We start from the raw sequence: 25037 nt of genomic DNA, 5'->3' as shown, positions 1-25037 counted from the left end.
CAGGTTCCGGCCGCGCCGGGTGGGACCCCGGTGCCGGGTCGTGCCGTTCCACCTGCTCCGCTACCGCCATGCACGGAGGGTAAGACCGGTCGGTCCGACCGGCAGGGTGGAGGTCGCCGGTGTGGATTGTGGAATGCCGGATGCCTTGTGCGACCATTGGATCATGACTCTGCTTCGTGTCGCGGTACCGAACAAGGGTTCTTTGAGTGCCGCTGCCATGCAGTTGTTGACCGACGCCGGTTATCAACTGCACCGCAACAATCGCGAGCTTTCGATGCTCGACCGCGCGAATGGGGTGGAATTCTTCTTCCAGCGCCCGAAGGACATCGCCGTCTACGTGGGAAGTGGTGCGCTCGACGTCGGCATCACCGGCCGCGACCTGCTGATGGACTCGGGCGAGGCCGCCGAGGAAATCCTCCCGCTGGGCTTCGCCAAGTCGAAGTTCCGATTCGCCGCCCGGCCCGACGGCGTCTCCGACATCGCCGCGCTCGACGGCAGGAAGGTGGCGACCAGCTACCCGACCCTGGTCGGGAAATACCTGGTGGGAAGGGGTGTGACCGCCAACTTGGTCAAGCTCGAGGGCGCTGTGGAGAACGCCGTCAAGCTCGGGCTCGCCGACGCGGTGGCCGACGTCGTGGAGACGGGGACGTCCCTGCGCAACGCCGGCCTGGTCGCGTTCGGCGATCCCATCCTGCACTCGGAGGCGGTGCTCGCCCGCACCGAAGGCAGAAAGTTGTCACCCGAGTTGGAGGTCGCCGTCGAGGTACTGGTCCAGCGCTTGCAAGGCGTGCTGCACGCGCGGGAATTCGTGTTGATCGATTACGTCTGCCGCACCGACGTGGTGGACCGCGCGTGCGAATTGACCCCTGGCCGTGAATCGCCGACGTTGTCACCACTGGCCAAAGAAGGGTGGGTGGCGGTGCGTTCCCTCGTCGAGCGCCAGGGAATTCAACGGCGCATGGACGAGCTGACGAAGATCGGCGCCGAGGCGATTCTCGTGACGAAATTGGAAGCCTGCCGGATCTGACACGCTGTTACGGCTTCCACCGCGGATCGCGCCCGGTCAACCCGAGCAATCGGTCCACCGTGGACGCCCCGTCGGGCACGACGACCTCCGCGCTGTACATCCCCATGGCGCGGCCCTGGTCTGCGGTCTTCGCCACCTCGTCGAGGGCGAACTCCAGGACGTCGTCGTCCCACTCCGGTCGCTGCCCGCTCGCACGGCCCAGGTCCCAGCCGTGCACCAGCACCTCCCCGAGCACCATCCCGCCCACCAGGTCGGCGGGCATCTCCATCGGCCCTCCCATGTGCGTCGTGCCCTGCCACGCGCCGTCGTCGCTCCACGCGGCCGCCACGTCGTCCAGCACCGCCTCCAGCCCGGCCGCCCAGTCGTCGCCGACCCGCACGTCCTCACCCGGCGGCACCACCACCTTGCGCCCGGCGCCCGCCAGCGCCGGCCCCCACGTCAGCATGTGCTCGACCAGTGCGCGCACGTCGTACTCCGCGCACGGCGTCGGCGCGTCCAGATCCCGCAGGCCGCGCACCGCCCCGACCGTCGTCGCGACCGTGCTCCTGATCAGCTGACCCCGTGCCATGTGCCGTACTCCCCACTCGTGCGTTCCGTTCCGCCGTCACGGTAGGAGGCGTGTCGGGGGGCTGTCTTGGACTAACGCGACAGTAGGATCCGCGGCATGCCAGACCGGGACGTCCGGGAAGTCGGCGGGGCGTGGGCGAGCTTCCAGCACCACTCGTTCCCCGAGCCCGCGCCGGACCTCGCGCCGTTCGTCGACCACTTCTGGGCCGTCACCTGGGACCTGACCGGGCAGCCGCCCTACCGCCAGTTGGTCATGCCGAACCCGACCGTGCACCTGTCCTTCCGCGGCGGAGGCGCCGAGGTGCACGGCGTTGGCCGTCGGTCCGGTGTGAAGGTGCTCGAAGGTGTCGACCGGGTGTTCGGCGTGGCGTTCCGGCCGGGCTGCTTCCGGCCGTTCCTCGGCCGGGCGGCGTCGACCATCACCGACCGCGTGCTGGCCGCGGACGACCTGTTCCCGGACGTGCCCGCGCGGGCGATGGCGGAGGCGGCGGACGAGGCCGCGCAGGTGGTGGTGGCGCAGGACTTCCTGCGGTCGGTGCGCCCGGAGCGGGACCCGACCGCCGAGCGCGTCGCCGACGTCGTCGCGATGGTGGCGGCCGAACCGGGGATCACGCGGGTCGACGTGCTCGCGGAGCGTCTCGACACGCATGTCCGTTCGGTGCAGAGGCTCTTCGCCGAGTACGTTGGTGTCGGCCCGAAGTGGGTGATCCGCCGGTACCGGTTGCGCGAGGTGACCGAGCGGATGGCCCGTTCGAAGGCAGTGGACTGGGCCGGTGTGGCCGCTGAGCTGGGTTACGCCGACCAGGCGCACCTCACCCGCGACTTCACCGCCATGGTCGGGGAGTCACCGACCCGCTACGCCGCGCGGTATCCCGCACCGCGACTTCGGGATGGCTTGACCAGACCATTGGCAACGGTGTTCCATAACGGAGTTACCACTATCCGGGAGTAGGTCTGCTATGGGCGGGGTCGAAGACGGGGTGGCCGACGGGGCTCAGGCGTCCGCCCTCCCGGTCGAGGGGGCCGTGCCGGACTGGCTCACCGGCACCCTGCTGCGCACCGGCCCGGCGACCTCCCCGGCGGCCTTCCGCAACTGGCTCGGCGGCCCGTCCGCGTTGCACCGCTTCGGTTTCGGTGGCGGCCGGGTGTCCTACCGCACCGGTCTGCTCGACACCCGCGCGGCGCGCAGGGGCCACGGGCGCATCGACTTCGCCGCGTTCACCGCCGACCCGTGCCGGTCGCTGTTCTCCCGCTTCTTCACCCGCTACCGCATCGCCCCCAACGCCGCCGCGAACGTGCTGTCGCTCGCCGACCGCCAGTGGGCCCGCCACGACACGCCGATCGCGGTCGACTTCGAGCCCGGCGTGCTCGACGGCGTGGGCATCTCGGGCGTCGTGGACTCGGCGGTGCCCAGCGGGCATCCGCACCACGCCCCGCTCACCGGCGACGTCCTGGACTACGTGCTCAGCTTCGGCGAGCGTAGCGAGTACCGCGTCCACCGCCGCCGCCCCGGCTGCCGGGTCCGCGAACTGCTGGCGGCCGTGCCCACCGACAACCCCGGCTACCTGCACAGCTTCGCCGTGACCGACCGCTTCGCCGTGCTGGTCGAGTACCCGTTCGTCGCCGACCCGCGCCACCCCCTCGCGCCGGGGCGGCCGTTCATCGCCAACCACCGCTGGCGCCCGGAACTCGGCACCCGCTTCATCGTGATCGACCAGGTCGACGGCCGGATCGTCGCCGACCACCGCACCGAGGCGTTCTTCGCGTTCCACCACATCAACGCCCGCGACGCGGGTCACCGGGTCGTGCTCGACATCTGCTCCTACGCCAACGCGGACGCCGTGAACGCCCCGCGCCCGGCCCGCTGGCGCGGCGAACTCCCGCTCGCGCTGCCGACCCGCTACGAGATCGACCTGCTCGGCGGCGTCCTGCACACCCGAAGACTCGCGGCCCAGGCCTTCGAACTGCCCCGCGTCTCCTACCGCGCGCACAACGGCGGCGACCACCGCTTCGCCTACGGCGTCGGCGTTCCGGGCCCGCGCGGCGACGACGTGTTCGACCGCCTGGTGAAGCTGGACGTGCAGTCGGGCGAGACCACCACCTGGCACGAGCCCGGTCAGCACCCCGGCGAACCCGTCTTCGTCCCCTCGCCGACCGCCCGCCACGAGGACGACGGCGTCCTGCTCTCGGTGGTCCTGGACGGCCACGACGGCCAAGCGGGCATGGTCGTCCTGGACGCCCGGTCCTTCGAGGAACTCGCCCGCGTCGGCGTCCCGCGCGAGGCGGGCACCACCGCCGTGCACACGGCGGCCAGCTAGCCCGCTATTCGGCGAGCGTGTGCGCGACCAGCGCGTTCGCGTGCCCGTGGCCGAGGCCGTGCTCGGTCTTGAGCCAGGTCACCAGCTCCATGTGCTTGGTGAGCGGCGACGCGCGGATCAGTGCTTTCCACTCCGCGATCGGGCGGCCGTACTTCTTCTCGATCGACGGGAAGTACGAGGCCGGGCCCTTCACCGGTTCGGTCATGCGCGCAAGTCTCGCATGGAATAGGTCCTCAGACCCGGTACCCGGCCGCCGTCCTCGGGTACAGCTCGCGGTAGGCGGGCAGGTGGCGCGGGCCGGTCGTCACGGACTCCGCCGCCAGCAGTCCGTGCACCAGCGCTCGGGCGAACACCTCGGCGCCCGCCGCGATCACCGCTTCCGCGTCCGTCTCGTCGGTGCCGGTGGTGGCGGCGAACACCGCGTCGCCGTCGAACAGGCCGTGGGCGGGTCGCACGGCGAGCGCCAGCCCGTCCTGCGCGGCGTTCGCGAGCCGGAAGAGCTGCGCCGGGGTCAGCCGGGCGCTGGTCGCGACCACCCCGACCACGGTGTTCAACGGGTTCGACGGCCCCGCGTCCGGCCTGGTCGCGGTCAGGTCGTCGCCACCGGCGGCCGGGAACTCCCGCCACGCCACGGGTTCGCCGTCCCGCCACCGCAGGGACGCACCGACCGCCGCGCCGCGGGGGAGGCCCGTGGCCGGATCCACCGATGGGCCGACGGCGTTCAGCGCGGCCAGCGCGGCGACCACCGTGCCGTCGGGCAGCACCGTGCTGGCCGTGCCGAGGCCGCCCTTGAGATCGGCGTTCACCGCCCCCGTCCCCGCGCCGACGTTGCCGGTGCCGAAGCGCGCCGAAGCCGCCTCGGCGGCCTCCACGCCCAGCGCGGCGTCAGGCCTTCGGGTGAAATCCCCGCCCCGTCCGAGGTCGAACAACGCGGCCGCCGGCACCAGCGGATCGGTGGTGCCGAGCCAGGTCTGCACGCCGTCGGCCGCCGCCAGCCCGTACGAGCTGCCGCCGGTCAGCACGATCGCGGACACCTCGCGCCCGCCGTACCGCGGGTCCAGCGCCGCGGTCTCCCTGGTGGCGGGCGCCCCGCCCCGCACGTCCACGGTGACCAGCGAGCCCGGCGGGAGCAGGACGACGGTGGTGCCGGTCAGAGCCCCGCCGCCGATCCTGGTCGCGTTGCCGACCAGGACGCCGGGCACGTCGGTGATCGCGTTGAGCTCGCCAGCGGTGGCCCCGGTCATCGCGGGATCGTACTTCGTTGACAGCTGTGAGCGGAGAATCATATCTTATATCTGATTCACGTCACGCTCTGCCACTCGCTCGCAACGGTAGAAGGAGACCCTGACGATGTCGCGGGACAACGCTCCTGAAGGCGGCCCGACACGGCGGGACTTCCTGAGGGCCGGTGGGGCGCTCGGCGCCGCGGCCGTGCTCGGGGGCCTGCCGGTGTTCACGGCCCACTCCGCGGTCGACCGGCCACCGGCGGCGGCACTGGTCCCGCACGCCCTGGCGACGAAGTTCTGGTACCCGGCCCCCGCCGTCGAGGCGAAGATCATCGAGGAGGGCCTGCCGATCGGCAACGGCCGCCTCGGCGCGCTGGTCGGCGGCGACCCGGCCCGCGACTTCCTCTACCTGACCGACGCCACGCTGTGGACCGGCGGCCTCAACGCCGAGTTGCAGTCCGATGGGCAGTTCCCGTACGACTACGAGCACTTCGGCACGTTCTCCCTGCTGGCCAAGGTCTTCGTGGCACTGCCGGGGCACACCGGCGTCACCGGCTACCGGCGCGAACTGGACCTGAGCAACGGCGTCGTCACCACCACCTACCGGCACCAGGGCACGACCTACCGGCGCGAGGTGTACTCCAGCCACCCCGACGACGTGGTCGTCGTCCGGCTGACCCGGACCGGCGGCGGCACCCACACCGGGTCCGTCTCGCTCGCGGGCACGCACGGCGAGCCCACGACCGGCGACGCCACCCGCAAGACCGCCTCGTTCGCCGCGGCGTTCGACAACGGGCTCAAGTACGCGGCGGTCGTCACGGCGGCCAGCCGCACCGGTCGGATCTCCGTCAACGGCAACGAGGTCGCGTTCACCGGCTGCGCCGAGGTAGTGATCGTGGTCAGCGGCGGCACGAACTACGTGCCCGACGCGGCGGTCGCGTTCAAGGACGCCGGGGCGGACCCGGCGGCCACCGCGTGGGCGAAAGCCCGTGACGCCGCACGGGAAACCGGGGCCGCGCTGCTCGCCACCCACGTCCACGACCACCGGGGGCTCTACGACCGGATGTCGGTCGACCTGGGCGCGTCCTCGGCGGCGCAGCGGTCGCTGGACACCCGGGCTCGACTCGGCGCGCGCGCCGCCGAGGGCTCCGCGCCGGACCCGGAGCTGGAGGCGTCCTACCTCCAGTACGGCCGGTACCTGACGATCACCGGCTCGCGCGACAGCCTGCCGTTGAACCTCCAGGGCCTGTGGCTGAGCGACAACACGCCGGACTGGTACAGCGACTACCACACCGACATCAACGTGCAGATGAACTACTGGCTGGCCGACCGCGCCGGACTGCCGTCGTGCTTCGACGCGTTCGCCGACTACTGCCTGTCCCAGGTCTCGTCGTGGACGACGCAGACCAAGCGGCTGTTCAACGACCCGCGCAACGGGTTCCGCAACTCCTCGGGCAAGGTCGCGGGCTGGACGGTCGCCTACTCCACCAACATCTACGGCGGCAGCGGCTGGTGGTGGCACCCGCCTGGCAACGCGTGGCTGTGCAACTCGCTGTGGGAGCACTACGAGTTCACCAAGGACCTCGACTACCTGCGCAAGATCCACCCGCTGCTCAAGGGCGCCTGCGAGTTCTGGGAGGCGCGGCTCATCTGGACCACGGTCACCGACCCGGCCACCGGTGCGCAGCGGCGGGTGCTGGTCGACGACAGCGACTGGTCACCGGAGCACGGGCCCACCGACGCCAAGGGCGTGACCTACGCCCAGGAGATCGTGTGGGACCTGTTCGAGCACTACCGGGCCTCGTGCCTGCTGCTCGGCGTCGACCGGGGCTACTGGAAGGCGGTCGGCGACCTCCAGGTGAAGCTGCACCTGCCCGAGGTGAGCCCGAAGACGGGCTGGTTGCAGGAGTGGATGACACCGGACAACCTCGGCGAGACCACGCACCGGCACCTCTCGCCGCTGATCGGGCTGTTCCCCGGCGACCGGGTGCGCGCGGACACCGTGACGCCGGAACTCCTGGCAGGGGCCCGGAACCTGCTCGTCGCACGGGGCTTCGACAGCTTCGGCTGGGCCTGCGCGTGGCGCGCGCTGTGCTGGGCGCGGCTCAAGGAGGGGGAGAACGCCTACCGGCTGCTGATCACCGTGCTGCGGCCGTCGGTGGACTTCGGCAACGGCAGCGCGGCCAACCTGTTCGACATGTACAGCTTCGGCGACCGGACGATCTTCCAGATCGACGCGAACCTCGGGGCGCCGTCGGCGATGGTGGAGATGCTGCTGTACTCGCGGCCGGGTGTGGTCGAGCTGCTGCCCGCGCTGCCGTCGGCATGGGCGGAGTCCGGGCGGATCACCGGGGTCGGCGCGCGGGGCGGGTTCGAGGTGGACTTCTCCTGGCGGGCGGGGAAGGTCACGTCGGTGACGGTCCGCAGCGTCGGCGGGACGTCGACCGCGGTGAAGGCCGGGACGTGGAGCCGGACCGTCACCCTCGGGCGCGGCGAGTCGGTGACGCTGACGCCGTGATCACCAGGGGGTGGCCTCCATCGTCGCCCGCGGTGCTGATCGCGGCGGACACGGACACGATCCGGGCGGGGGCGGTCCTGCTCGGGTACTACCCCGCCGTTGCTGGTGGCCGAGCAGTTCGGGACGCTCGCGTCGCTGCACCCCGGTCGGATCGACCTCGGGCTCGGTCGGTCGGGGGCGGTCCGCAGCGCGGAGCCGGCGAAGCTGCCGCTGTTCTCGGATCCGGGGCTGGTGGCCGGGTACCGGGTGCAGCAAGAGCTGCTGGGTGTGCGGGGAGGCGCCGAGGAGGCGCCCTACGAGGAGCAGGTCGGGCAGGTCCTGCGGTCCGTCGACGGCGAGCACCACGCGAACGTCGTGGAAGGGGCCGACTTCGACGTGCGGGTGCTCGGTGCCAGTGCCAGGCAGAGCACTCAGACGGCGGGGCGGCTGGGACTGCCGTTCGCCGTCGGACACCACATCGCGCCGCGGATGGCCGTGCGGCGGTCGACGCGTACCAGGAGGCCTTCGTGCCGCCGTACCCGACGTCGGCGGAGGCGGCGGCGTTCGAGTGGACCGAGGCCGACCGGGCGAAGGTGGCGGACCGGGTGGAGACCCAGGTCGTGGGCGCTCCCGCGGACGTCGCCGGGTGGCTGCGGGAGCTGAAGGGCGCTTTCGGGGCCGACGAGGTGATGGTCACGACCATCACGCACGACCACGCGGCCAGGGTGCGGTCCCATGAGTTGCTGGCCAAGGCCTGGAACTGACGGTCACGCCCTGCCGAGCGCCTGGCCCGCCGCGGCCAGGGTGCGTTCGACCAGGTCGGTCGAGGTGCCGGGTGCCCAGCGGTTCGCCCAGTCGGTGGCGTAGCCGAGGTAGTCGGTGTACTGCTCGGCCGACCACGGGCCGTCCGGGCTCCACGTGCTGCCGCGCAGGGCGTTGACGCCGACGGTGACGTGCTGGTCGAGGATCAGCGGGCCGCCGTCGGTGGGGTCGTAGGCGCCGAAGTGCAGGACGCGGCTGGCGTCGGCGGTGCCGAGCTTGGCCAGCGCGTGGGTGCTGCGCTTGCTGAGCAGCGCGTAACCGGCGGCCGCGCCTTCGGAACGGGCGGTGCGGACGGCCAGCGACAGGCTCGCCCCGACCCGGTCGGGGTTGGCCTCGAAGATCGCGCCGAGCTTGGGGGCGTTGCGCCACTTGGTGCCGATGGTCCAGACGGTGGTGGCGACGAGGGTGTGGATCGCGCCGAGGTCGTCATCGGCGCGCGCGCCGATCTCGAACAGGACGCGGCGGTCGACGGTCGTGCGGTCGTCCAGTTCGGCGGGCCAGTACGCGCGGTCGGGCAGGTAGCCGAGCCAGTGGCCCTTCACGAAACCGTTCGCCTGGTCGAGCAGGTAGGCGCCGTCGCGCGGGGGAGGAGTGCCGCGGAACACGGTCTCGAACGCGAGGGAGGACACCTCGGCATCCTAAGGACCGGGTCTTCCGGGCACCTTCCCGAGTGGTCCGGAACATGATTCAAGACTTAGTTTAAGTGATGTATTGACACCTGGCTGTAACAGTCATAGCGTCCTGACCACGGAGAAAGGGGTCTTGGTGAGGAGAATCGAGGCCGGTGGAAGACGCTGGCTCCAGCTGGGATCCACGGCCCGGACCTCCCTCCGATCCCTTCAGGGCGCGGTCCCCGCCGCACAGCGCCCGACGGTTCGGATCCGATCGGTGTTCCACCCCGCCTGACATTGTTCGACGGATCGCCGGCACGCCCGTCCCTGCCCGCCGACCCCAGCGCGAACGGGGTCGGTCGGTTCGCGCGCGCGTCGGCGACGACGCCGCGCGCGCCGCGGCCGAGGAGGGTTCCACAGTGCTTCCACGTCCCGATGGCCGCGTTCCGCGCGGTCGACGAACGGCCCTGGCCGCTGTCCTGGCGGTGATCGCGGGCACCTTCACGTTCCTGTCCGCCACCTCACCCGTCGCGAACGCCGCCGTCGACCCGTCGGTCTGGTACACGGTCGTGAACCAGGCGACCGGCAAGTGCGTCGACGCGCGCGCCGCCGCGACGGCGAACGGCACGGCGCTCCAGCAGTACGCCTGCAACGGTTCCAACGCCCAGCAGTGGCAGTTCCAGGTCACCAGCGGCGGGTTCAGCCGGGTGAACGCCAAGGACAACCCCGCGCAGGTGTGGGACGTGTCCAACGTGTCCACCGCTGACGGCGGACTGATCCACCTCTGGACCTATGGTGGTGGGAACAACCAACAATGGCAGGCGGTCGAACAGGCGGGCGGCTCCTACCGCTTCGTCAGCAGGCTGAGCGGGAAGTGCCTGGACGTGCCGGGCTCGTCCACGGCGGACAGCGTGCAGCTCCAGCAGTGGGGGTGCACCGGGTCGAGCGCCCAGTCGTTCACCCTTGTCCCCGCAGGAGGAACCACTCCCGTGCCCCCAGTGCCCGGTACTCCGGACTTCGGCCCGAACGCGATCGTCTTCGACCCGTCCATGTCGGCGGCGACGATCCAGAGCAGGGTCGACCAGATCTTCGCGCAGCAGGAGCGCAACCAGTTCGGGCAGCAGCGGTACGCGCTGATGTTCAAGCCGGGGACGTACAACGCGAACGTGAACGTCGGCTTCTACACCCACGTGCTCGGCCTCGGGAAGAGCCCGGACGACGTGAACGTCAACGGCTCCGTGCACGTCGAGGCGGACTGGCTCGGCGACCAGAACGCGACGCAGAACTTCTGGCGCGCGGCGGAGAACCTGTCGGTCACGCCCACCGGCGGCAGTGACCGCTGGGCCGTGTCCCAGGCCGCGCCATACCGGCGCATGCACCTGCGCGGCAACCTGGCGCTCGACGACGGCGGCTGGTCCAGCGGCGGTCTGCTGGCCGACAGCAAGATCGACGGCCAGGTCCGGTCCGGGTCGCAGCAGCAGTGGCTGACCCGCAACACGGAGATGGGCAGCTGGACGGGGTCCAACTGGAACATGGTGTTCGTGGGCGCCACCAACGCCCCCGCGGGCACGTTCCCGAGCCCGCCGTACACGAAGGTCGCGCAGACCCCGCAGATCCGCGAGAAGCCGTTCCTCAACATCGACGCGGCCGGGAACTACAACGTCTTCGTCCCGGCGCTGCGCAACAACTCGACCGGCGCCAGCTGGACGAACGGCGCGGCGGCGGGCCAGAACCTGCCGATCAGCCAGTTCTTCGTGGCCAAGCCGGGCACCTCCGCGAGCGCGATCAACGCGGCCCTCGCCTCCGGCAAGGACCTGGTCTTCGGACCCGGCGTCTACCACCTGAGCGAGACGATCAAGGTCACCCGCCCCGACACCGTCGTGCTCGGCCTCGGCCTGGCGACGCTGATCCCGGACAACGGCGTGGCCGCGATGACCGTCGCGGACGTCGACGGCGTGAAGATCGCGGGCATCCTGATCGACGCCGGACCCACGAACTCGGCCCTGCTGATGGAGATCGGCCCGACCGGGTCCAGCGCGAACCACTCGGCCAACCCGACGTCGCTCAACGACGTGTTCTTCCGGGTCGGCGGCGCGGTGGTCGGCCGGGCCACGACGAACCTCGTCATCAACAGCGACAACGTCATCGGCGACCACATGTGGATCTGGCGCGGTGACCACGGCGACAGCACCGGCAACGGGGTGGGCTGGAACCTCAACACCTCGGACACCGGCCTGATCGTCAACGGCGACAACGTGACGATGTACGGCCTGTTCGTCGAGCACTACCAGAAGTACCAGACCATCTGGAACGGCAACGGCGGCAAGACGTACTTCTACCAGAACGAGATGCCCTACGACGTGCCGAACCAGGCGGCGTACATGAACGGCTCGACGCAGGGCTACGCGGCGTACAAGGTCGCGAACTCGGTCACCAGCCACGAGGCGTGGGGGTTGGGCAGCTACTGCTTCTTCAACGTCAACCCCAGCGTCGTGAACGCGCACGCCTTCGAGGTGCCGAACAACCCGAACGTCAAGTTCCACAACATGGTGACCGTCTCGCTCGGCGGCAACCAGGGCACGATCCGCAACATCGTCAACACCACCGGCGGGACGGTGGGGCCGAACAACCCCACGGTCGCGAACCTGGTCAACTACCCGTAGTTCCGCACAGGGCAGGGAAAGGCGCCGTCCGGGTCCTCCGGGCGGCGCCTTTTCGCCGTCGGGACGCTCAATAGCTTCAGTGCAGACCAAAACTACTGCCGTCCCAGCCCATGGACGCCGGAATCGGGCGTCGGGGCCGGTCGTTCGACGTGGTGACCAAGGGAGGCACATGAAGTTCCTCGTCATCACGCTGATCACGCACACGCCCGACCCCCGGACCGGGGTGCTCAAACCCACCACGGACCGGCTGCGGGAGGTGGTCGACAACGCCGTGCTCGTCGAGGAACTGGGGTTCGACGGGTACGGGGTGGGGGAGCGGCACGAGCGGCCGTTCATCTCGTCCTCGCCGCCGGTCATGCTCAGCCACATCGCCGCGCGCACGTCGACCATCCGGCTGTTCACCGCCGTCACCACGCTCAGCCTGCTCGACCCGGTGCGCGCGTTCGAGGACTACTCGACGCTCGACCACCTGTCCGGCGGCAGGCTGGAGCTGATGATCGGCAAGGGCAACGGCGCCGCGCAGGCCGAGCTGTTCCACGTCACGACGGCCGACCAGTGGGAGCGCAACCGCGAGGGCTACGAGCTGTTCCGGCGGCTCTGGCGCGAGGACAAGGTGACGTGGGAGGGGAAGTTCCGCCCGCCACTGCGCGAGGCCGAGACCTGGCCGCGTCCGCTGCAGCAGCCGATCCGGACCTGGCACGGCAGCGCCACCAGCAAGGACTCCGTGGAGCTCGCCGCCAAGTGGGGCGATCCGCTGTTCTCCGCGAACGTCACCAACCCCATCGGGCCGTACGCCGAGCTGATCGCCTTCTACCGCGAGCGCTGGGCGTTCCACGGCCACGACCCGGCCGACGCGATCGTGGGCGCGGGCAGCGCCGGGTACTTCGCGGCGAAGACCTCGCAGGAGGCGGTCGACACCTACCGGCCTATCTTCGAGTCCCGGCTGGCCACCTCGACCCGGCTGGGCCTGCACCCGGTGTTCACGTCGGTGGAGGACCTGGTCGAGCGCAGCTCCGCGCTCGTCGGCAGCCCGGAGCAGATCGTCGACAAGGTGCACCGCTACCACGAGCGCTTCGGCCACGAGGTGCTGCACATCCCCGCCGACCGCGACGGCCTGACCGATCGCCAGCACCGCGACACCCTGGAGCTGTTCCAGTCCGACATCGCCCCGGTGCTGCGGACGTCCCTGCCCAGCCGCGACCTCTGGTGAGCCGAACGGGTCCCGGTCCGCGGGGGATCGGGACCCGTGGGAGTCACGCCGGCTTCAGCTCGCCCGCCTCGACGGGCACGGTGATCACGTTGCCCTCCGGCGGTCGAGGGCAGGTGCCGTGGGGCGAGAACGCGGAGGGCATGTTCCTGGCCCGGTTGAAGTCCAGCACCGCGCGGCCGTCGCGCAGCGATCCGGTGAGGGCCCGCCACCCGGCGGTCGACGTGCCGCTGGTGGTGTCGCTGAACCGGAGGTCCACGGTGTCGCCGTCGACGGAGGCGGCCAGCCGCTGCTCGACACCGCCGAGGGTGAACACCAGCTCACCGTCCACAGTGGAGTCCTGCTCCAGCCCCTCCTGGGCGGATCCGACCACGATCGCCCGCGGTGCGCCGTAGGGCGTGAACCGGGCCTCGACGACGTACTCGGGCCGGACCTCGTAGGCGGGCACGCCGGTGAACGTCCGCAGGGCCGGGGCCTCCGGGTCGCGCGGGCGCAGCACGTAGGTGCCGGACCGCAACGCGACTTCGAGGCGCACGTCGCCGTAGGAGGCGAAGATCGTCGACTCCTGCTCCTCGACCACGACCTCGGCCGTGCCGTCGAGCGGGGAGCCGTCGACCACGAGCCCCTCGTCGGCGGTCGCGGTCACCCGTGCGGCGGAACCGCCGGTGTGCCACTCGCCGGGCACTCCGGGGAAGCGGCGGGGCCGCTCGTCCAGCCAGTGCAGCCCGGCCAGGCTCAGCCACCCGTGCGGGCTGCGCAGTTCGGCTTCCCGGTGGTCGTGCCACTCGGCCCAGTCGGCCCGGAGATCGTCGCTCATGTCCGGGAGAACGTCCGGGGCGGGAGCGGGATTCCGCCGTCCGCGGGCCGGGCCCCGGTGGGTGTCGAGCGACACCCACCGGGTGGTGCGTCAGCCTGCCTGGTCGCGTTCCAGGCGCACGGACACCTTGCGGCCCTTGACCGTCGCGCCGCGCAGGGCGACGATCACCGACTGCGCCGCCGACTCGGGCACCTCCACCAGCGAGAACCGGTCCGCGATCTCGATCGCGCCGATGTCGCGGCCCTTGAGCTTGGCCTCGCCCGCGATGGCGCCGACCAGGTCCTGCGGCCGGATGCCCGCGCTGCGGCCCGCGCCGAAGAACAGCCGGGTCATGCCCGCGGTGGGCGTGCGCGGCCTGCGCTCACGCCGGTTGCCGGGCTCGGCGGACCCGCGGCCGGGGCGGTCGAGACGCGCGGACACGTCCGGGATCTCCTCCTCCTCTTCCGCGGCGGCACCGGAGGCCTCGTGGGCCAGCTTCACGGCCGCGAGCGCGATCTCCATGAGGTCGAACTCGTCGGTCAGCGTCTCCACGACGACCCGGAAGCCCTCGAGCTGGTCCTCCAGCAGGCTCTCGTGCAGCGCCGCGCGGGTCAGCTCCAGCCTGCGGGCCTTGAGGTCCGCGACCGTGGGGACCTTCTCGACCGGGATCCTCTGCTTGGTGACCCGCTCGATGGTCTTGAGCATCCCGTGCTCGCGGGGCTCGGCCAGCGTGATGGCCACGCCCTCGCGGCCCGCGCGGCCGACGCGGCCGATGCGGTGCACGTAGGACTCGGGGGCGGACGGGACGTTGTAGTTCACCACGTGGGTGAGCTGCTCGATGTCCAGGCCGCGGGCGGCGACGTCCGTCGCGACCAGCAGGTCGGCCGTGCCGTTGCGCAGCCTGCCCATGACCCGGTCGCGCTGCTCCTGGCTGATGCCGCCGTGCAGCGACTCCGCCCGGTAGCCGCGGCCGTTGAGGGTCTCGGTCAGCTGGTCGACCTCGTCGCGGGTGCGGCAGAAGACGATCGCGGCGGTGGGCGCCTCCACGTCGAGCACGCGGCCCAGCGCGGCGGGCTTGTGCGCGCGGGGCACGATGTACGCGCTCTGGCGGACGCGGGGGGCCTCGCCGGGCGCGGTCTGCTCGCGCCCGATCGTGATCCGCACCGGGTCCTTCAGGTGCTGGCGGGCCAGCTTGTCGATGCGCGGCGGCATCGTGGCGGAGAACAGCACCGTCTGCCGGGACTCGGGGGTCTCCTGGAGGATGCTCTCGATGTCCTCGGCGAAGCCCATGTCGAGCATCTCGTCGGCCTCGTCGAGGACGACGATCTCCAGGCTGTCGAGCTTCAGCGTGCCGCGACCGATGTGGTCGATGGCCCGGCCCGGCGTGGCGACGACGACGTCGACACCGCGCTCCAGGGCCTGGAGCTGGCGGCCGATGGGCTGGCCGCCGTAGATGGGGAGCACGCGGGCGCCCAGGTCGCGGCCGTACTTGTGCACGGCCTCGCACACCTGCACCGCGAGTTCGCGGGTCGGCACCAGCACCAGGGCCAGCGGGGCGGTCGTGCGCCGATCCGACTCGGCCAGCTTCTGCAGCACCGGCAGCGCGAACGCGGCGGTCTTGCCGGTGCCGGTCGCGGCCTGGCCGAGCAGGTCCTTGCCCTCCAGCAGTGGCGGGATCGCCTCGCGCTGGATGGGCGTCGGCTCTTCGTAGCCGAGGGTCGTCAGCGCCTTGAGGAGTTCGGGCCGCAGCGCCAGGTCGGCGAACGTCGTCCGGTCCTCGGTCGTGTCGATCGCTTCGGTCGCGTCGACAACGGCGGGCACGTCGGTCACTTCGGGGGTCATGCAGCTCCTCGTTACAGGTCCGATCAACTGTGGCGGACCGGCCGAGTTCTGCTCGGCGAGAGTTCAGGCCAACCGGCGCCTACCTGCGAAACCGAGGTCGAGACGGTGGTACCAGCTGAGCTCGGTGTCGCCTTCCAACCAGCACAGCAGCACCGGCGCGCCGTCAAGGTCCGAGGGGAAGTCTACGAGGAGGGGGGCCAGGCCCTTCAGTTCGGCCCCTGTCTGCTGCACCGAGGTGAGCAATTCGTCCAGCTCAGCCTGTGCGGCCTTCCACTCCGGCAGGCCGCCCAGACGGGTCGGTCCACCGCCGGGTGAGACGGCGGCGGCGAGCTCCGCGGCGTCGGCGCGCAGACGGACGATGTCGTGCAGCACGGGCATGAGGTCGGCCAGCACGGCCCGTGCCTCGGCGATGGTGAACAGTCCCATGCCGGCAGTTTCGCACCGCCCCCGGACAGCGGTGCCGGGGGCGGTCCGGGGTGAGGACGACGCGGACCCCGGATCGGCGTCGGCGACCGCTGGGGGTGGCCGGTCGTCGACGCGCGAGGGTCCGCGCCATCGCTCGGGAAGCCGAGAACCGGGACAGCCGGTCTCGTGGACGACTTTTGGTGGGGCGTCGTGGCCGAACCGTTCCGACAAGCGCGTGGTGTCGAACCGGCGACTTAAAGGTTAACGGTCAACCACCACCCCATTAATTGACGGTTGACGCTTCTTCGGCGACGGCGACCACGCCGTCGACGTCGACCACGAGGGTCGGCTCGGCCCGGTCGATCCCGATGTCGAAGGCGCGTTCCGGCGCCGACAGGATTTCGACGGTACCTGGGCCGTCCGCGTCGTGCTCCTCTTTGAAGAGATTTGTCGACGTCATCCCGAAGGGGGTGATCCGGAGGATTTCGGAAACTATTTCCCCGGTCCGCGCCCTCGGATTCCCGTCGAGCGTCGCGGCGAACTGCGGGGCTGTCATGGTCCCTCCACGTGAGTGGTATCTGCGGAGGAATGCTCCGGGCAGGCGCTATAACAGTTCTATACTTCCGAATCCTCGCGGAAACGGTGTTTCGCCACCTATCCGATTGCCGCTACGGTGCGCTCCGAACAACATCCCGGAGCTTCACCACGGCATCAGGAGCGCGACCGCCCCGCGTCCCGGAGCCCTGGGTCGGTGACGGTCGGTAGCGGGGATCGAGGGCGGATCAGTGGGTCGAAGGGTCACCGTCGAGGTCGTTGACGACCTGGACGGGAGCACTGCGGAGGGCGTCGCCACCATCGGTTTCGGGTTGGACGGCGTCGAGTACGAGATCGATCTGGGTCCGGCGAACGCGGCCAGGCTCCGCGAGGTGCTCCGGAGGTATGCGGTGTGCGCGCGTCGGGTGCTGCGGGATGCCGAACCCGCTGTTCGCGGCGCTCTGCCGAGTCCCGTGCGCAGCCTTGACGTGGAGGAACTCCGGGCGGTGCGGGCGTGGGCGCGGGGGAGGGGGTTCAGCGTCTCGGACCGCGGGCGGCTGTCCGAGGCCGTGCTCAGCGCCTATGAGGACGCTCATCCGAACGCGCGCAAACCCGTGTCGCCACCAGGCCACAAATTGTGGAACTGGCCGGTAACGTAATTATCCGATGCGTCTCATCTGGCCATCGTTGCTGGTCGGGGTCGAATTGTGAACAATTCGCTGACTGCCGTTGCAGTACGTTGATCACCGCACAAGGTCCAGTCCGCTGCGCCGTTCGGCCGCATACCGCCGGGGTGGCCTTCCGGCGAGCCAAATGATATTTCCCCCCAACGTCGCCGCGTAGGCAACATGTGATCGCTTTAACAAGGACTATTCCAGGCTGTTGATCCGTCCGCTGATTCGTGGGTCGACAGCCTGGATTCCTGCGCTCTGCCGCCCTCCGCACCGACCGTCAAACGTCAGCGGAAGGTGAAGAAAGGTTGAACGGCGAAGTACACCTTCGCACCGCCGAGGGACTTGGGGGTCCTGGCCATGCAGATTCAGATTCTGGGTGCCGTCGCGCTCGCTCATGGAGATCGACGGATCGGAGTCGCTGCCCGGCAGGTTCGTACTCTTCTCGCCTTGCTCGCGCTGTCTCCTGGAACACCCGTCCCATTTGACCGACTGGTGGAGGAACTGTGGGCCGGAAAGACGATGGGCAATGCGAGGAACGCACTCCAGGCGAATGTGGTGCGTTTGCGAAAATTATTGGAAGGAGTGGCGGACCGTCCAGGGGATGAACTCGTCCGAACACTGGGCAGTGGTTATGTGCTCGACGTCGACGCCGATTCCATCGACGCCTACCGCTTCCGCGACCTGGCCGACCTCGGGTCCAGCTGCGTGACCCGCAGGCCCGCCGAGGCCATCGACCTGCTCGAGCGCGCGCTGCGGCTGTGGCGCGGTCCGGCCCTCTTCGACGTCGGTGACGGGCTGCGCTTCCGGATCGAGGCCGCCCGCCTCGACGAGCGCAGGCTGAGCGCCAGGGAGGACCTCATCGCCGCCAAGCTCGCCAACGGCGAGGACCGCGGCGTCGTCTCCGAGCTCAAGCAGCTCGCCGCCGAGTACCCCGAGCGCGAGCGCTTCAGCGAGCAGCTGATGGTCGCCCTCTACCGCAACGGTCGCCAGACCGAGGCGCTCGACGTGTTCCACCACACCCGCAAGCGGCTCGCGGCCGAACTCGGCCTCGAACCCGGTCACGCGCTGCGTGAGCTCTACCAGGCGATCCTCGTCCACGACCAGGTTCTGCTGTGAACGCCGGAGCTCCGTCGTCGCCGTCGATCGTTTCGCAGAGGGGTGTGAGTCCGTTGCTGGAGTTCCGGATCCTGGGGCCGGTCGAGGTGCTGAACGACGGGGAGGAGGTGCCACTGGACGGCTCGAAGCCGCGCACCGTGCTGGCGGCGCTGCTGCTCGCCGACAACGGGACCGTCTCCGACTCGGAGATGAGCGACTTCCTGTGGGGCCACCACCCGCCCGCCACGTTCAACGCGCAGATCTACACATACGTGTCCCGACTGCGCAAGACATTGCTCCACGAAGTCGGCATAACCCGTCGGTCGCGCGGGTACGACATCCGGCTCGGGAATTGCCGCTTCGACCTGTGGGAATTCGAGGAACAGGCGAGACTCGGCCAGAACGCGTTGGCCGCCGGGCGGTACGAGGAATCCGCCGGATTGCTGCGCTCGGCGTTGTCGTCGTGGCGGGGGCCCGCGTTGTCGGGGGTTTCCGAACACCTCACCGACGCCGAGGGGCCGCGGCTGGAGGAGGCCCGCATCGCGGTACTGGAGAGCCGCATCGAGGCCGACCTCGCGCTGGGCAGGCACGCCCAGTTGCTGCCCGAGCTGACCAGGCTGGTGCGCCAGCACCCGTTGCAGGAACGGTTCCGCGCGCAGCTCATGACCACCTTCTACCGCTGCAACAGGCAGGCGGACGCCCTCGTGCTCTACGAGGAGGGCAGGCGGATGCTCGCCGACGAGCTGGGCATCGACCCCGGTTCGCTGCTGCGCCAGGTGCACCTCGCGATCCTCACCGCGGACCCGGTCCTCCAGGTTCCGCACGCGCTGCGCGTCGGTGTGGGCTGACCAGGCACATAGGGTAAATATAGCCCTCGGACGCAGTCTTGAACGGTAGGAAAAAGCTGCGTTCGTGGAGGAAACAAATGACTACTTCCCAGTCCGTGACGATCGACGAGAACCAGAAGTCACAGATCAAGGAAATCGTCTCGGAAATCCTCGAGATCGACCCCGCGGAGATGACCGACACCAGCCTGTTCAAAGAGGACCACGACGCCGACAGCCTCGGCGCCATCGAGATCCTCTCCGCTCTCGAGCGCACCTTCGGCGTCGAGATCGACCAGGCCGAACTGACCCGCATGGTCAACCTCGAGGGCGTCATCGCCGTCGTGGCCGAAGCAGCAGCCGCCAAGTAGCCCCTCGGCCCGGTTGGAGCAGACGATGCACGAAGAGCGCCAGTCACCCCGCCGAGTGGTGATCACCGGTCTGGGTGTGGTCACGAGCATCGGCATCGGTGTGACCGAGTTCCTGGCGGGCCTGCGGGCCGGTCGCAGCGGCGTCAAGCCGATCACGTCTTTCGACACCACCGGGTTCGCCCACTCCAACGGCGCCGAGATCGACGAGTTCGATCCGGCGGACTGGTTGGAGCGGGCGGAACCGGCGGAGCTGGGGCGGGCGAGCCAGTTCTCCGCGGCCGCGGCCCGGATGGCCGTGGCCGACGCCGGCATGTCGCTGGACGAGGTGCGCGACCGCCGGGCCCTGGTGTCGGTCGGCACGACCGACGCCGAGTCGCGGGACCTGGACAACCTGATCGGCGTCCAGATCGAGCAGGGCCCCGAACGGCTCGACCCGGTCATCGCCCGGCGGTCGACGGCGGGCAGGCTGTCCTCCAGCATCGTCCGCGAGCTGGGCCTGACCGACGTCGAGGCCGTCACCATCCCGACCGCGTGCGCGGCGGGCAACTACGCCATCGGCTACGGCTTCGACGCGATCCGCGACGGGGACGTGGACGTGTCCCTGTGCGGTGGCGCGGACGCCGTGTGCCGCAAGACGTTCACCGGGTTCTACCGGCTCGGCACGATCGCCCCCGAGGTGTGCCAGCCGTTCGAACGCGACCGCAAGGGCATCCTCACCGGCGAGGGGGCGGGCATCCTCCTCATGGAGAGCCTGGACTCCGCGCTGGCCCGCGGCGCCCGGATCTACGCCGAGGTGCTCGGCTACGGCCTCAACTGCGACGCGAACCACCCGGTCGCGCCGGACCGCGACAGCCTGGCCCGGTGCATCGAGCTGGCGCACCGCAACGCGGGCGTGAAGCCGGAGGACATCGACTTCATCTCCGCGCACGGCACCGGCACGAAGGCCAACGACGTCACCGAGTCCGGTGCCATCAGGCAGGTCTTCGAGACGCCGCCGCCGACCATCTCGATCAAGGGGATGCTCGGGCACACCATGGGCGCGGCCAGCGCGCTCGGCTCGGCCGCCTGCGCGCTCGCGATCAAGGAGGGGTTCATCCCCCCGACGATCAACCACCACGAGACCGACCCCGAGTGCGGCGTCGACTGCGTGCCGAACGTGGCGCGCGAGGCCCGGCTCGAGGTCGTGCAGAACAACGCCCTGGCGTTCGCGGGCAACAACGCGGTGCTGATCCTCGGTCGGTACCGGGACGCCGTCTGATGGTCCGGGTCCTGCTGCTGCACGGGCTCGCGGGCAAGCCCGCCGTGTGGGACCCGGTGATCGCGGCGCTGCCCGACGGCGTCGAGTTCACCAACGTCGAGCTGCCGTGGCACGGCATGTCCGACGGCACGTGGGCCCACCACCCCGATCCGGTGCGGCTCGTCGTGGACGCGGTGCGCCCGGAGCACGACGTGGTGGTGGCGCACTCGTTCGGCGCCACCCTGCTCGCCGAGGCGTACGCCGACGGACGCGTGCCCGCGCGGCCGTCGGTGCTCCTCTGCCCGTTCCACCGGTCGTCGGCCGCCGAGTTCGACTGGTCGACGATCTCGTACTACCTGAACGACTTCCACCGCACCTTCGAAGAGGCCATGCGGGTCGGCGAGACCGCCCGCTTCCCGGAGAGGCGCCGTGCGTGGCTCGCCCGCGCGCTGCGCGACCAGGTCGGCCCCTACGGCTGGATGCGGTGGTTCGAGACCTACCTGCGGTCGCCGTTCCTCGACTTCTCCGGAGTGGGGGCACCGCTGCTCGTGCTGTCCGGTGTCGACGACATCGCCGCCCGCCCCGAGGACGGGCGAGCTCTCGCGAAGTCTTTGCCGCACGGCGGTTTCGAGCTGCTCGACGGCTGCGGCCACTTCCCGATGCTGGAACAGCCCGACCGGGTCGCGGCGCTGATCCGCGATTTCCTCGACGACGCCTGGAGTTGACGTGAGCCAGACCGCCACCCCCGAACACCTGACGACCTCGCAGATCCGGCCCCGCTACGAGGGTTCGAACATCTGCACCTGGATCGGCTTCAAGCACGTCAACTACATGGTCGAGGAAGCCGTGCTGGACCACCTGCGCCAGCGCGGGTTCCCGGCGGGCGCCCTCTACGAGCGCTACGGCCTCTGCACCGACATCACCGACCTGGACACCAAGATCCTCACCGCGTTCCACATCGACGACCTGGCAACGGCCACGGTCCGCGAGGTGGCGCACGACGGCCCCGAGCTGCGGCTGGCCGTCGAGTTCACGGTGGACCGGGGCAAGCCGGTGAAGGCCGTCAAGTCCAAGGTCTCCGTGTCGCTGCGCCTCGACCCGCACGGGTTCGACGCCGAGGAGGCGCCCTCCGAGCTGCTGCCGCACGTCGTCGCCTCGATCTCGGCCGAGGACAAGGGCGTCATGCCGATCACCGTCGGCGACTCCGACCCGCTCGACCTGCTCACCGCGGGCCGCAACGCGTTCGGCTGGGCGTGGCGGATGCCGTACTTCTACTGCCACTTCACCGAGCGCGTGCAGATGTCGGGCTACCTCCGCCAGATGGAGGAGATCCTCGACCTGTTCGTCGAGGACCGCGGCGTCTCGATCAAGACCCTGCTCGACGAGCAGAACTGGATCCCGGTCGTGCCGCACTCGCGGATCACGTTCCTGGCCGAGGCCAAGATGGAGGAGACCCTCTACACGGTCTTCACCGTCGAGAACGTCTTCAAGCGCTACACGTTCACCGCCCGGATGGACTGCTACGTGCTGCGCGACGGCGTGCTCGTCCCCACCGCCACCGGCAAGATCACCCACGGCTGGGCCGTGATCGAGAACCGCAAGGACTGGAGCCTGGTCAACTTCGACGACCGGCTCACCGACGCCCTCACCGGCAAGGCGGGCGTCATCTCCGGCCGCGGAACGGTCTGATCCCGTGACCGCCACGACTCCCGTCGACCGCACGGGTCGACTCGTCTTCTCGGCCTGGTCCGCCGTGTCGCCGTACGGCATCGGCGGCGACGCCTTCGCCGCGGGCGTCGTGGCGGGCCGGGACGCGACCACCGAACTCGACCAGGAGACCTACCCCGGCCCGTACCCGCGGGCCGGGCTGGTCCCCGAGTTCACCGCCGCGGGCGCGCTGGGCCGCAAGGGCACCCGCACGATGGACCGGGTCACCGCCATCGCGGTCTCGGCCGTCGGGCAGGTCATCGAGAGCTGCGGTCCCGAGCTGCTGGCCGAGCCCGACCGCGTCGGTCTGGTGCTGGGCACCGGGTCCGGCAGCGTGCAGTCCATCATGGACTTCACCAAGGACTCGCTGACCGGCGTCAAGCCCTACCACGTCGACCCGGCGCTGTTCCCGAACACGGTGATGAACCGCGCCGCCGGGCAGAGCGCGATCTGGCACGGCATCAAGGGCCCCAACACCACCATCGCGGGCGGCGCGCTGACCGGCCTGCTCGCGCTGAGCTACGCCATGCGGCTCTACCGCGGCGGGCACTGCGACCGGGCGCTGCTCGGCGCGGCCGAGGAGTACTCGGTGCAGCGCGCCTGGCTGGAGTGGCACGGGCGCACCGGCGACGGCGTCGCGCCGTCGCTCGGCGAGGGCGGCGCGGTGTTCCTGCTGGAGCCCAAGGCCGCCGCGGAGGGCGCGGGACGCACGTCGCTCGCGGCCGTGCTGGCCACCGGGTTCCGGGCGTTCGCCGAGCCCGTCGACGCGCGCAAGGCCGTCGAGGACTGCGTGCGGGCCGCGCTGACCCGTGCGGGCGCGTCCGCCGCCGACGTGCGGCTGGTCGCCCCCGCGGGCGGTGAGTTCGAGACCGCCGAGGACGCGGGCGTCACCGACGCGCTCGACGGCGGGGCGCCGGAGTTCGTCCGGTGCGGACAGCTGTTCGGCGACACCTCCGCCGCGGGGGCCAGCTTCCAGCTCGCCGCCGTGCTCGCCAAGGGCGGCGGCGGCATCGCGCTGGTGACCGGCGTCGACCGCGACGGCACGGTCGGGTGCGCGGTGCTGGAGCTCGCCGGATGACCGCCGTGGAGGAGGGGACGAGGGTCTTCGTCGACCCGGCCGACCCGGTGTTCGCCGGGCACTACCCCGGATTCCCCATCCTGCCGGGACTCTTCGTCGTGCAGCACGTGCACGAGGCCGTCCGCGACCGGCTGCCCGGTATGAGGGTGAGCGCGGTGCGGCGGGCCAAGTTCCTCAGCCCGGTGTTCCCCGGCGACTCGCTGCTGATCGCCGCGGACCTCACCGACGACGGTGACGACGGCGTCCTGGTCTCGGCCGTGGTGTCCACCGACTCCGGTCCGGTCGTCGAGGTCAAGCTCCGCTACTCGGGGAGCGAGTCGTGACCGGCGTCGCGGAGATCAAGAGGATCATCCCGCACCGGTTCCCGGTGCTGCTGGTGGACCGGGTGTCCGAAGTGGACCCCGGCCGCACGCTGGTCGCGCACAAGGCGGTCAGCGGCCGCGAGTCCTGCTACGAGGGCCTGGCCGACGACGCGGACCACGCGTACCCGATCGGGCTGCTGCTGGAGTCGTGGGCGCAGTGCGCCGTGCTGCTGACCCGGTGGGAGAACCCGAACCCGGACGTGCTGGCCGACAAGGTGGAGCTGATCACCGGCATCCGCGGCGTCTCGCTGCTCGCCCCGGTCTACCCCGGTGACGTGCTGACCCACCACGTGCGGCTGGTCCGCGAGGTCGACGACGCCGCGATCCTGGCAGGCCACAGCGAGGTCGGCGGTCGCACGGTGCTGGAGGTCGGCACGTTCACGATGGCCCGTCGCGGGGTCGAGGTCCTGCGGCCGCAACGAGGAGTGGTGGCATGAGGCGCGTCGCGCTGGTGACCGGAGGATCCCGCGGGATCGGGCACAGGGTGGTGACGCGCCTGGCCGAGGACGGCTACGACGTGGCGTTCTGCTACCAGTCCAACGTCGACGCGGCCGCGATCGTGGCCAAGGAGGCCGAGGCGCTCGGCGCCGCCGTGTTCACCGCGCAGGTGGACGTGGCGCAGCGCCGCGAGGTCGAGGCGTTCGTCAAGACCGCCGAGAAGGAACTGGGCCCGCTGCACACCGTGGTCTCCTGCGCGGGCATCGTGCGGGACAACCCGCTGGTGCTGCTCAAGGAGGACGACTGGCATGCGGTGCTGCGGACCAACCTCGACGGCACCTACCACGTGTGCAAGGCCGCGGTGTTCTCGATGATGAAGCGGCGCGCGGGCAGCCTGATCACGATGTCCTCGGTCGCCGGGGTCCACGGCAACGCCGCGCAGACCAACTACTCGGCGTCCAAGGCCGGGATCATCGGGTTCAGCAAGGCGCTGTCCAAGGAGGTCGGCAAGTACGGCATCCGGGTCAACGCCGTGGCGCCCGGCTTCATCGGCACCGACATGGTCGCCGGGCTCGCCGACGACTTCGTGGCGAAGATGACCGCGAAGATCCCGCTGGGCCGGTTCGGCAGGCCCGAGGAGGTCGCCGACCTGGTGGCCTTCCTGGCCTCCGACCGCGCCTCCTACGTCACCGGCCAGGTCTTCGGGGTCGACGGCGGACTGGTCATCTGAGGAGGA

At 70.6% G+C, this 25037-nt stretch carries 26 protein-coding genes; 18 read left to right on the top strand and 8 right to left on the bottom strand.

Annotated elements, in window-relative coordinates; genetic code table 11:
- Window positions 1–169: 169 nt before the first annotated feature.
- Entirely contained in the window at window positions 170–1027 is an 858-nt protein-coding gene (hisG, locus tag RM788_RS09980; protein ID WP_315934601.1) for an ATP phosphoribosyltransferase, read from the top strand.
- Window positions 1028–1034: 7 nt separating this feature from the next.
- Here hisG and RM788_RS09975 read toward each other — a convergent pair whose 3' ends face one another.
- Window positions 1035–1595, bottom strand: coding sequence for a TIGR03086 family metal-binding protein (locus RM788_RS09975; RefSeq protein ID WP_315931296.1), 561 nt, complete (start codon window positions 1593–1595; stop codon window positions 1035–1037).
- A 96-nt stretch (window positions 1596–1691) separates the two neighbouring features.
- Between RM788_RS09975 and RM788_RS09970 the strand changes: the two genes are divergently transcribed.
- Entirely contained in the window at window positions 1692–2546 is an 855-nt protein-coding gene (locus tag RM788_RS09970; RefSeq protein WP_315931295.1) for a DUF6597 domain-containing transcriptional factor, read from the top strand.
- Between the two features lie 7 nt (window positions 2547–2553).
- The gene (locus RM788_RS09965) at window positions 2554–3912 is read left to right on the top strand and encodes a carotenoid oxygenase family protein (protein ID WP_315931294.1); all 1359 of its coding nucleotides are present in this window, start codon (window positions 2554–2556) and stop codon (window positions 3910–3912) included.
- Window positions 3913–3916: 4 nt separating this feature from the next.
- Here the strand turns inward: RM788_RS09965 and RM788_RS09960 are convergent, their stop codons facing one another.
- Together RM788_RS09960 and RM788_RS09955 are read right to left on the bottom strand one after the other, a co-directional pair.
- Window positions 3917–4117, bottom strand: coding sequence for a DUF4287 domain-containing protein (locus RM788_RS09960; RefSeq protein ID WP_315931292.1), 201 nt, complete (start codon window positions 4115–4117; stop codon window positions 3917–3919).
- Between the two features lie 28 nt (window positions 4118–4145).
- Entirely contained in the window at window positions 4146–5156 is a 1011-nt protein-coding gene (locus tag RM788_RS09955) for a P1 family peptidase (protein ID WP_315931291.1), read from the bottom strand.
- Window positions 5157–5262: 106 nt separating this feature from the next.
- Between RM788_RS09955 and RM788_RS09950 the strand changes: the two genes are divergently transcribed.
- Both RM788_RS09950 and RM788_RS09945 read left to right on the top strand, forming a co-directional pair.
- On the top strand, window positions 5263–7656 hold the full coding sequence (locus RM788_RS09950) for a glycoside hydrolase family 95 protein (protein WP_315931290.1): 2394 nt from the start codon (window positions 5263–5265) through the stop codon (window positions 7654–7656).
- 506 nt (window positions 7657–8162) lie between these two features.
- Complete coding sequence (locus tag RM788_RS09945; RefSeq protein ID WP_315931289.1) at window positions 8163–8399, top strand: LLM class oxidoreductase; 237 nt, start codon at window positions 8163–8165, stop codon at window positions 8397–8399.
- A gap of 3 nt (window positions 8400–8402) precedes the next feature.
- Here RM788_RS09945 and RM788_RS09940 read toward each other — a convergent pair whose 3' ends face one another.
- Entirely contained in the window at window positions 8403–9086 is a 684-nt protein-coding gene (locus RM788_RS09940) for an 8-oxoguanine DNA glycosylase OGG fold protein (protein ID WP_315931287.1), read from the bottom strand.
- A gap of 401 nt (window positions 9087–9487) precedes the next feature.
- On the opposite strand from RM788_RS09940, the gene RM788_RS09935 reads away from it, so the two are divergent.
- Together RM788_RS09935 and RM788_RS09930 are read left to right on the top strand one after the other, a co-directional pair.
- Entirely contained in the window at window positions 9488–11731 is a 2244-nt protein-coding gene (locus RM788_RS09935; protein ID WP_399343301.1) for a pectate lyase-like domain-containing protein, read from the top strand.
- 169 nt (window positions 11732–11900) lie between these two features.
- Window positions 11901–12941 carry an LLM class flavin-dependent oxidoreductase gene (locus tag RM788_RS09930; protein ID WP_315931285.1) on the top strand — a complete coding sequence of 347 codons (1041 nt, stop codon included), beginning with the start codon at window positions 11901–11903 and terminating at the stop codon, window positions 12939–12941.
- 43 nt (window positions 12942–12984) lie between these two features.
- Here RM788_RS09930 and RM788_RS09925 read toward each other — a convergent pair whose 3' ends face one another.
- The 4 genes from RM788_RS09925 to RM788_RS09910 form a co-directional block, all read right to left on the bottom strand.
- Window positions 12985–13755, bottom strand: coding sequence for a DUF1684 domain-containing protein (locus RM788_RS09925; protein ID WP_315931284.1), 771 nt, complete (start codon window positions 13753–13755; stop codon window positions 12985–12987).
- Between the two features lie 90 nt (window positions 13756–13845).
- Window positions 13846–15576 (bottom strand): DEAD/DEAH box helicase, encoded by a 1731-nt coding sequence (locus RM788_RS09920; RefSeq protein ID WP_315931283.1) that lies wholly within the window; start codon window positions 15574–15576, stop codon window positions 13846–13848.
- A 63-nt stretch (window positions 15577–15639) separates the two neighbouring features.
- Window positions 15640–16002 carry a DUF2203 domain-containing protein gene (locus RM788_RS09915; RefSeq protein ID WP_315931281.1) on the bottom strand — a complete coding sequence of 121 codons (363 nt, stop codon included), beginning with the start codon at window positions 16000–16002 and terminating at the stop codon, window positions 15640–15642.
- Between the two features lie 262 nt (window positions 16003–16264).
- Window positions 16265–16537, bottom strand: coding sequence for an acyl carrier protein (locus RM788_RS09910; protein ID WP_315931279.1), 273 nt, complete (start codon window positions 16535–16537; stop codon window positions 16265–16267).
- A 229-nt stretch (window positions 16538–16766) separates the two neighbouring features.
- Here RM788_RS09910 and RM788_RS09905 point away from each other — a divergent pair, with 229 nt between their 5' ends.
- From RM788_RS09905 to fabG, 11 genes are all read left to right on the top strand, one after another.
- Window positions 16767–17174 carry a histone-like nucleoid-structuring protein Lsr2 gene (locus RM788_RS09905; RefSeq protein WP_315931277.1) on the top strand — a complete coding sequence of 136 codons (408 nt, stop codon included), beginning with the start codon at window positions 16767–16769 and terminating at the stop codon, window positions 17172–17174.
- 372 nt (window positions 17175–17546) lie between these two features.
- Window positions 17547–18305, top strand: coding sequence for an AfsR/SARP family transcriptional regulator (locus tag RM788_RS09900; protein WP_106191417.1), 759 nt, complete (start codon window positions 17547–17549; stop codon window positions 18303–18305).
- A 44-nt stretch (window positions 18306–18349) separates the two neighbouring features.
- The gene (locus tag RM788_RS09895; RefSeq protein WP_245887080.1) at window positions 18350–19132 is read left to right on the top strand and encodes an AfsR/SARP family transcriptional regulator; all 783 of its coding nucleotides are present in this window, start codon (window positions 18350–18352) and stop codon (window positions 19130–19132) included.
- 95 nt (window positions 19133–19227) lie between these two features.
- Window positions 19228–19479, top strand: a complete 252-nt coding sequence (locus RM788_RS09890) for an acyl carrier protein (protein WP_245887079.1) — start codon at window positions 19228–19230, stop codon at window positions 19477–19479.
- Between the two features lie 25 nt (window positions 19480–19504).
- Window positions 19505–20737, top strand: coding sequence for a beta-ketoacyl-[acyl-carrier-protein] synthase family protein (locus tag RM788_RS09885; protein ID WP_315931275.1), 1233 nt, complete (start codon window positions 19505–19507; stop codon window positions 20735–20737).
- Window positions 20737–21441, top strand: a complete 705-nt coding sequence (locus RM788_RS09880) for an alpha/beta fold hydrolase (protein WP_315931273.1) — start codon at window positions 20737–20739, stop codon at window positions 21439–21441. Before RM788_RS09885 ends, RM788_RS09880 begins: the two co-directional genes overlap by 1 nt.
- Before the next feature lies 1 nt (window position 21442).
- Entirely contained in the window at window positions 21443–22405 is a 963-nt protein-coding gene (locus RM788_RS09875) for a thioesterase family protein (RefSeq protein WP_315931272.1), read from the top strand.
- A gap of 4 nt (window positions 22406–22409) precedes the next feature.
- Complete coding sequence (locus tag RM788_RS09870; RefSeq protein WP_315931271.1) at window positions 22410–23501, top strand: beta-ketoacyl synthase N-terminal-like domain-containing protein; 1092 nt, start codon at window positions 22410–22412, stop codon at window positions 23499–23501.
- A complete protein-coding gene (locus RM788_RS09865) occupies window positions 23498–23824 on the top strand; it encodes an ApeI family dehydratase (protein ID WP_315931270.1) in 327 nt (108 codons plus the stop codon). Before RM788_RS09870 ends, RM788_RS09865 begins: the two co-directional genes overlap by 4 nt.
- Window positions 23821–24300 carry a 3-hydroxyacyl-ACP dehydratase FabZ family protein gene (locus tag RM788_RS09860; RefSeq protein ID WP_315931269.1) on the top strand — a complete coding sequence of 160 codons (480 nt, stop codon included), beginning with the start codon at window positions 23821–23823 and terminating at the stop codon, window positions 24298–24300. Before RM788_RS09865 ends, RM788_RS09860 begins: the two co-directional genes overlap by 4 nt.
- Window positions 24297–25031, top strand: coding sequence for a 3-oxoacyl-[acyl-carrier-protein] reductase (gene fabG / locus RM788_RS09855; RefSeq protein WP_315931268.1), 735 nt, complete (start codon window positions 24297–24299; stop codon window positions 25029–25031). The genes RM788_RS09860 and fabG overlap by 4 nt, the downstream gene beginning before the upstream one ends.
- The last annotated feature ends 6 nt before the right edge of the window (window positions 25032–25037 follow it).

Origin of the sequence: Umezawaea sp. Da 62-37, from assembly GCF_032460545.1 — a bacterium.
Lineage (GTDB): Bacteria > Actinomycetota > Actinomycetes > Mycobacteriales > Pseudonocardiaceae > Umezawaea.
This window is presented reverse-complemented; position numbering and strand designations above follow the sequence as displayed.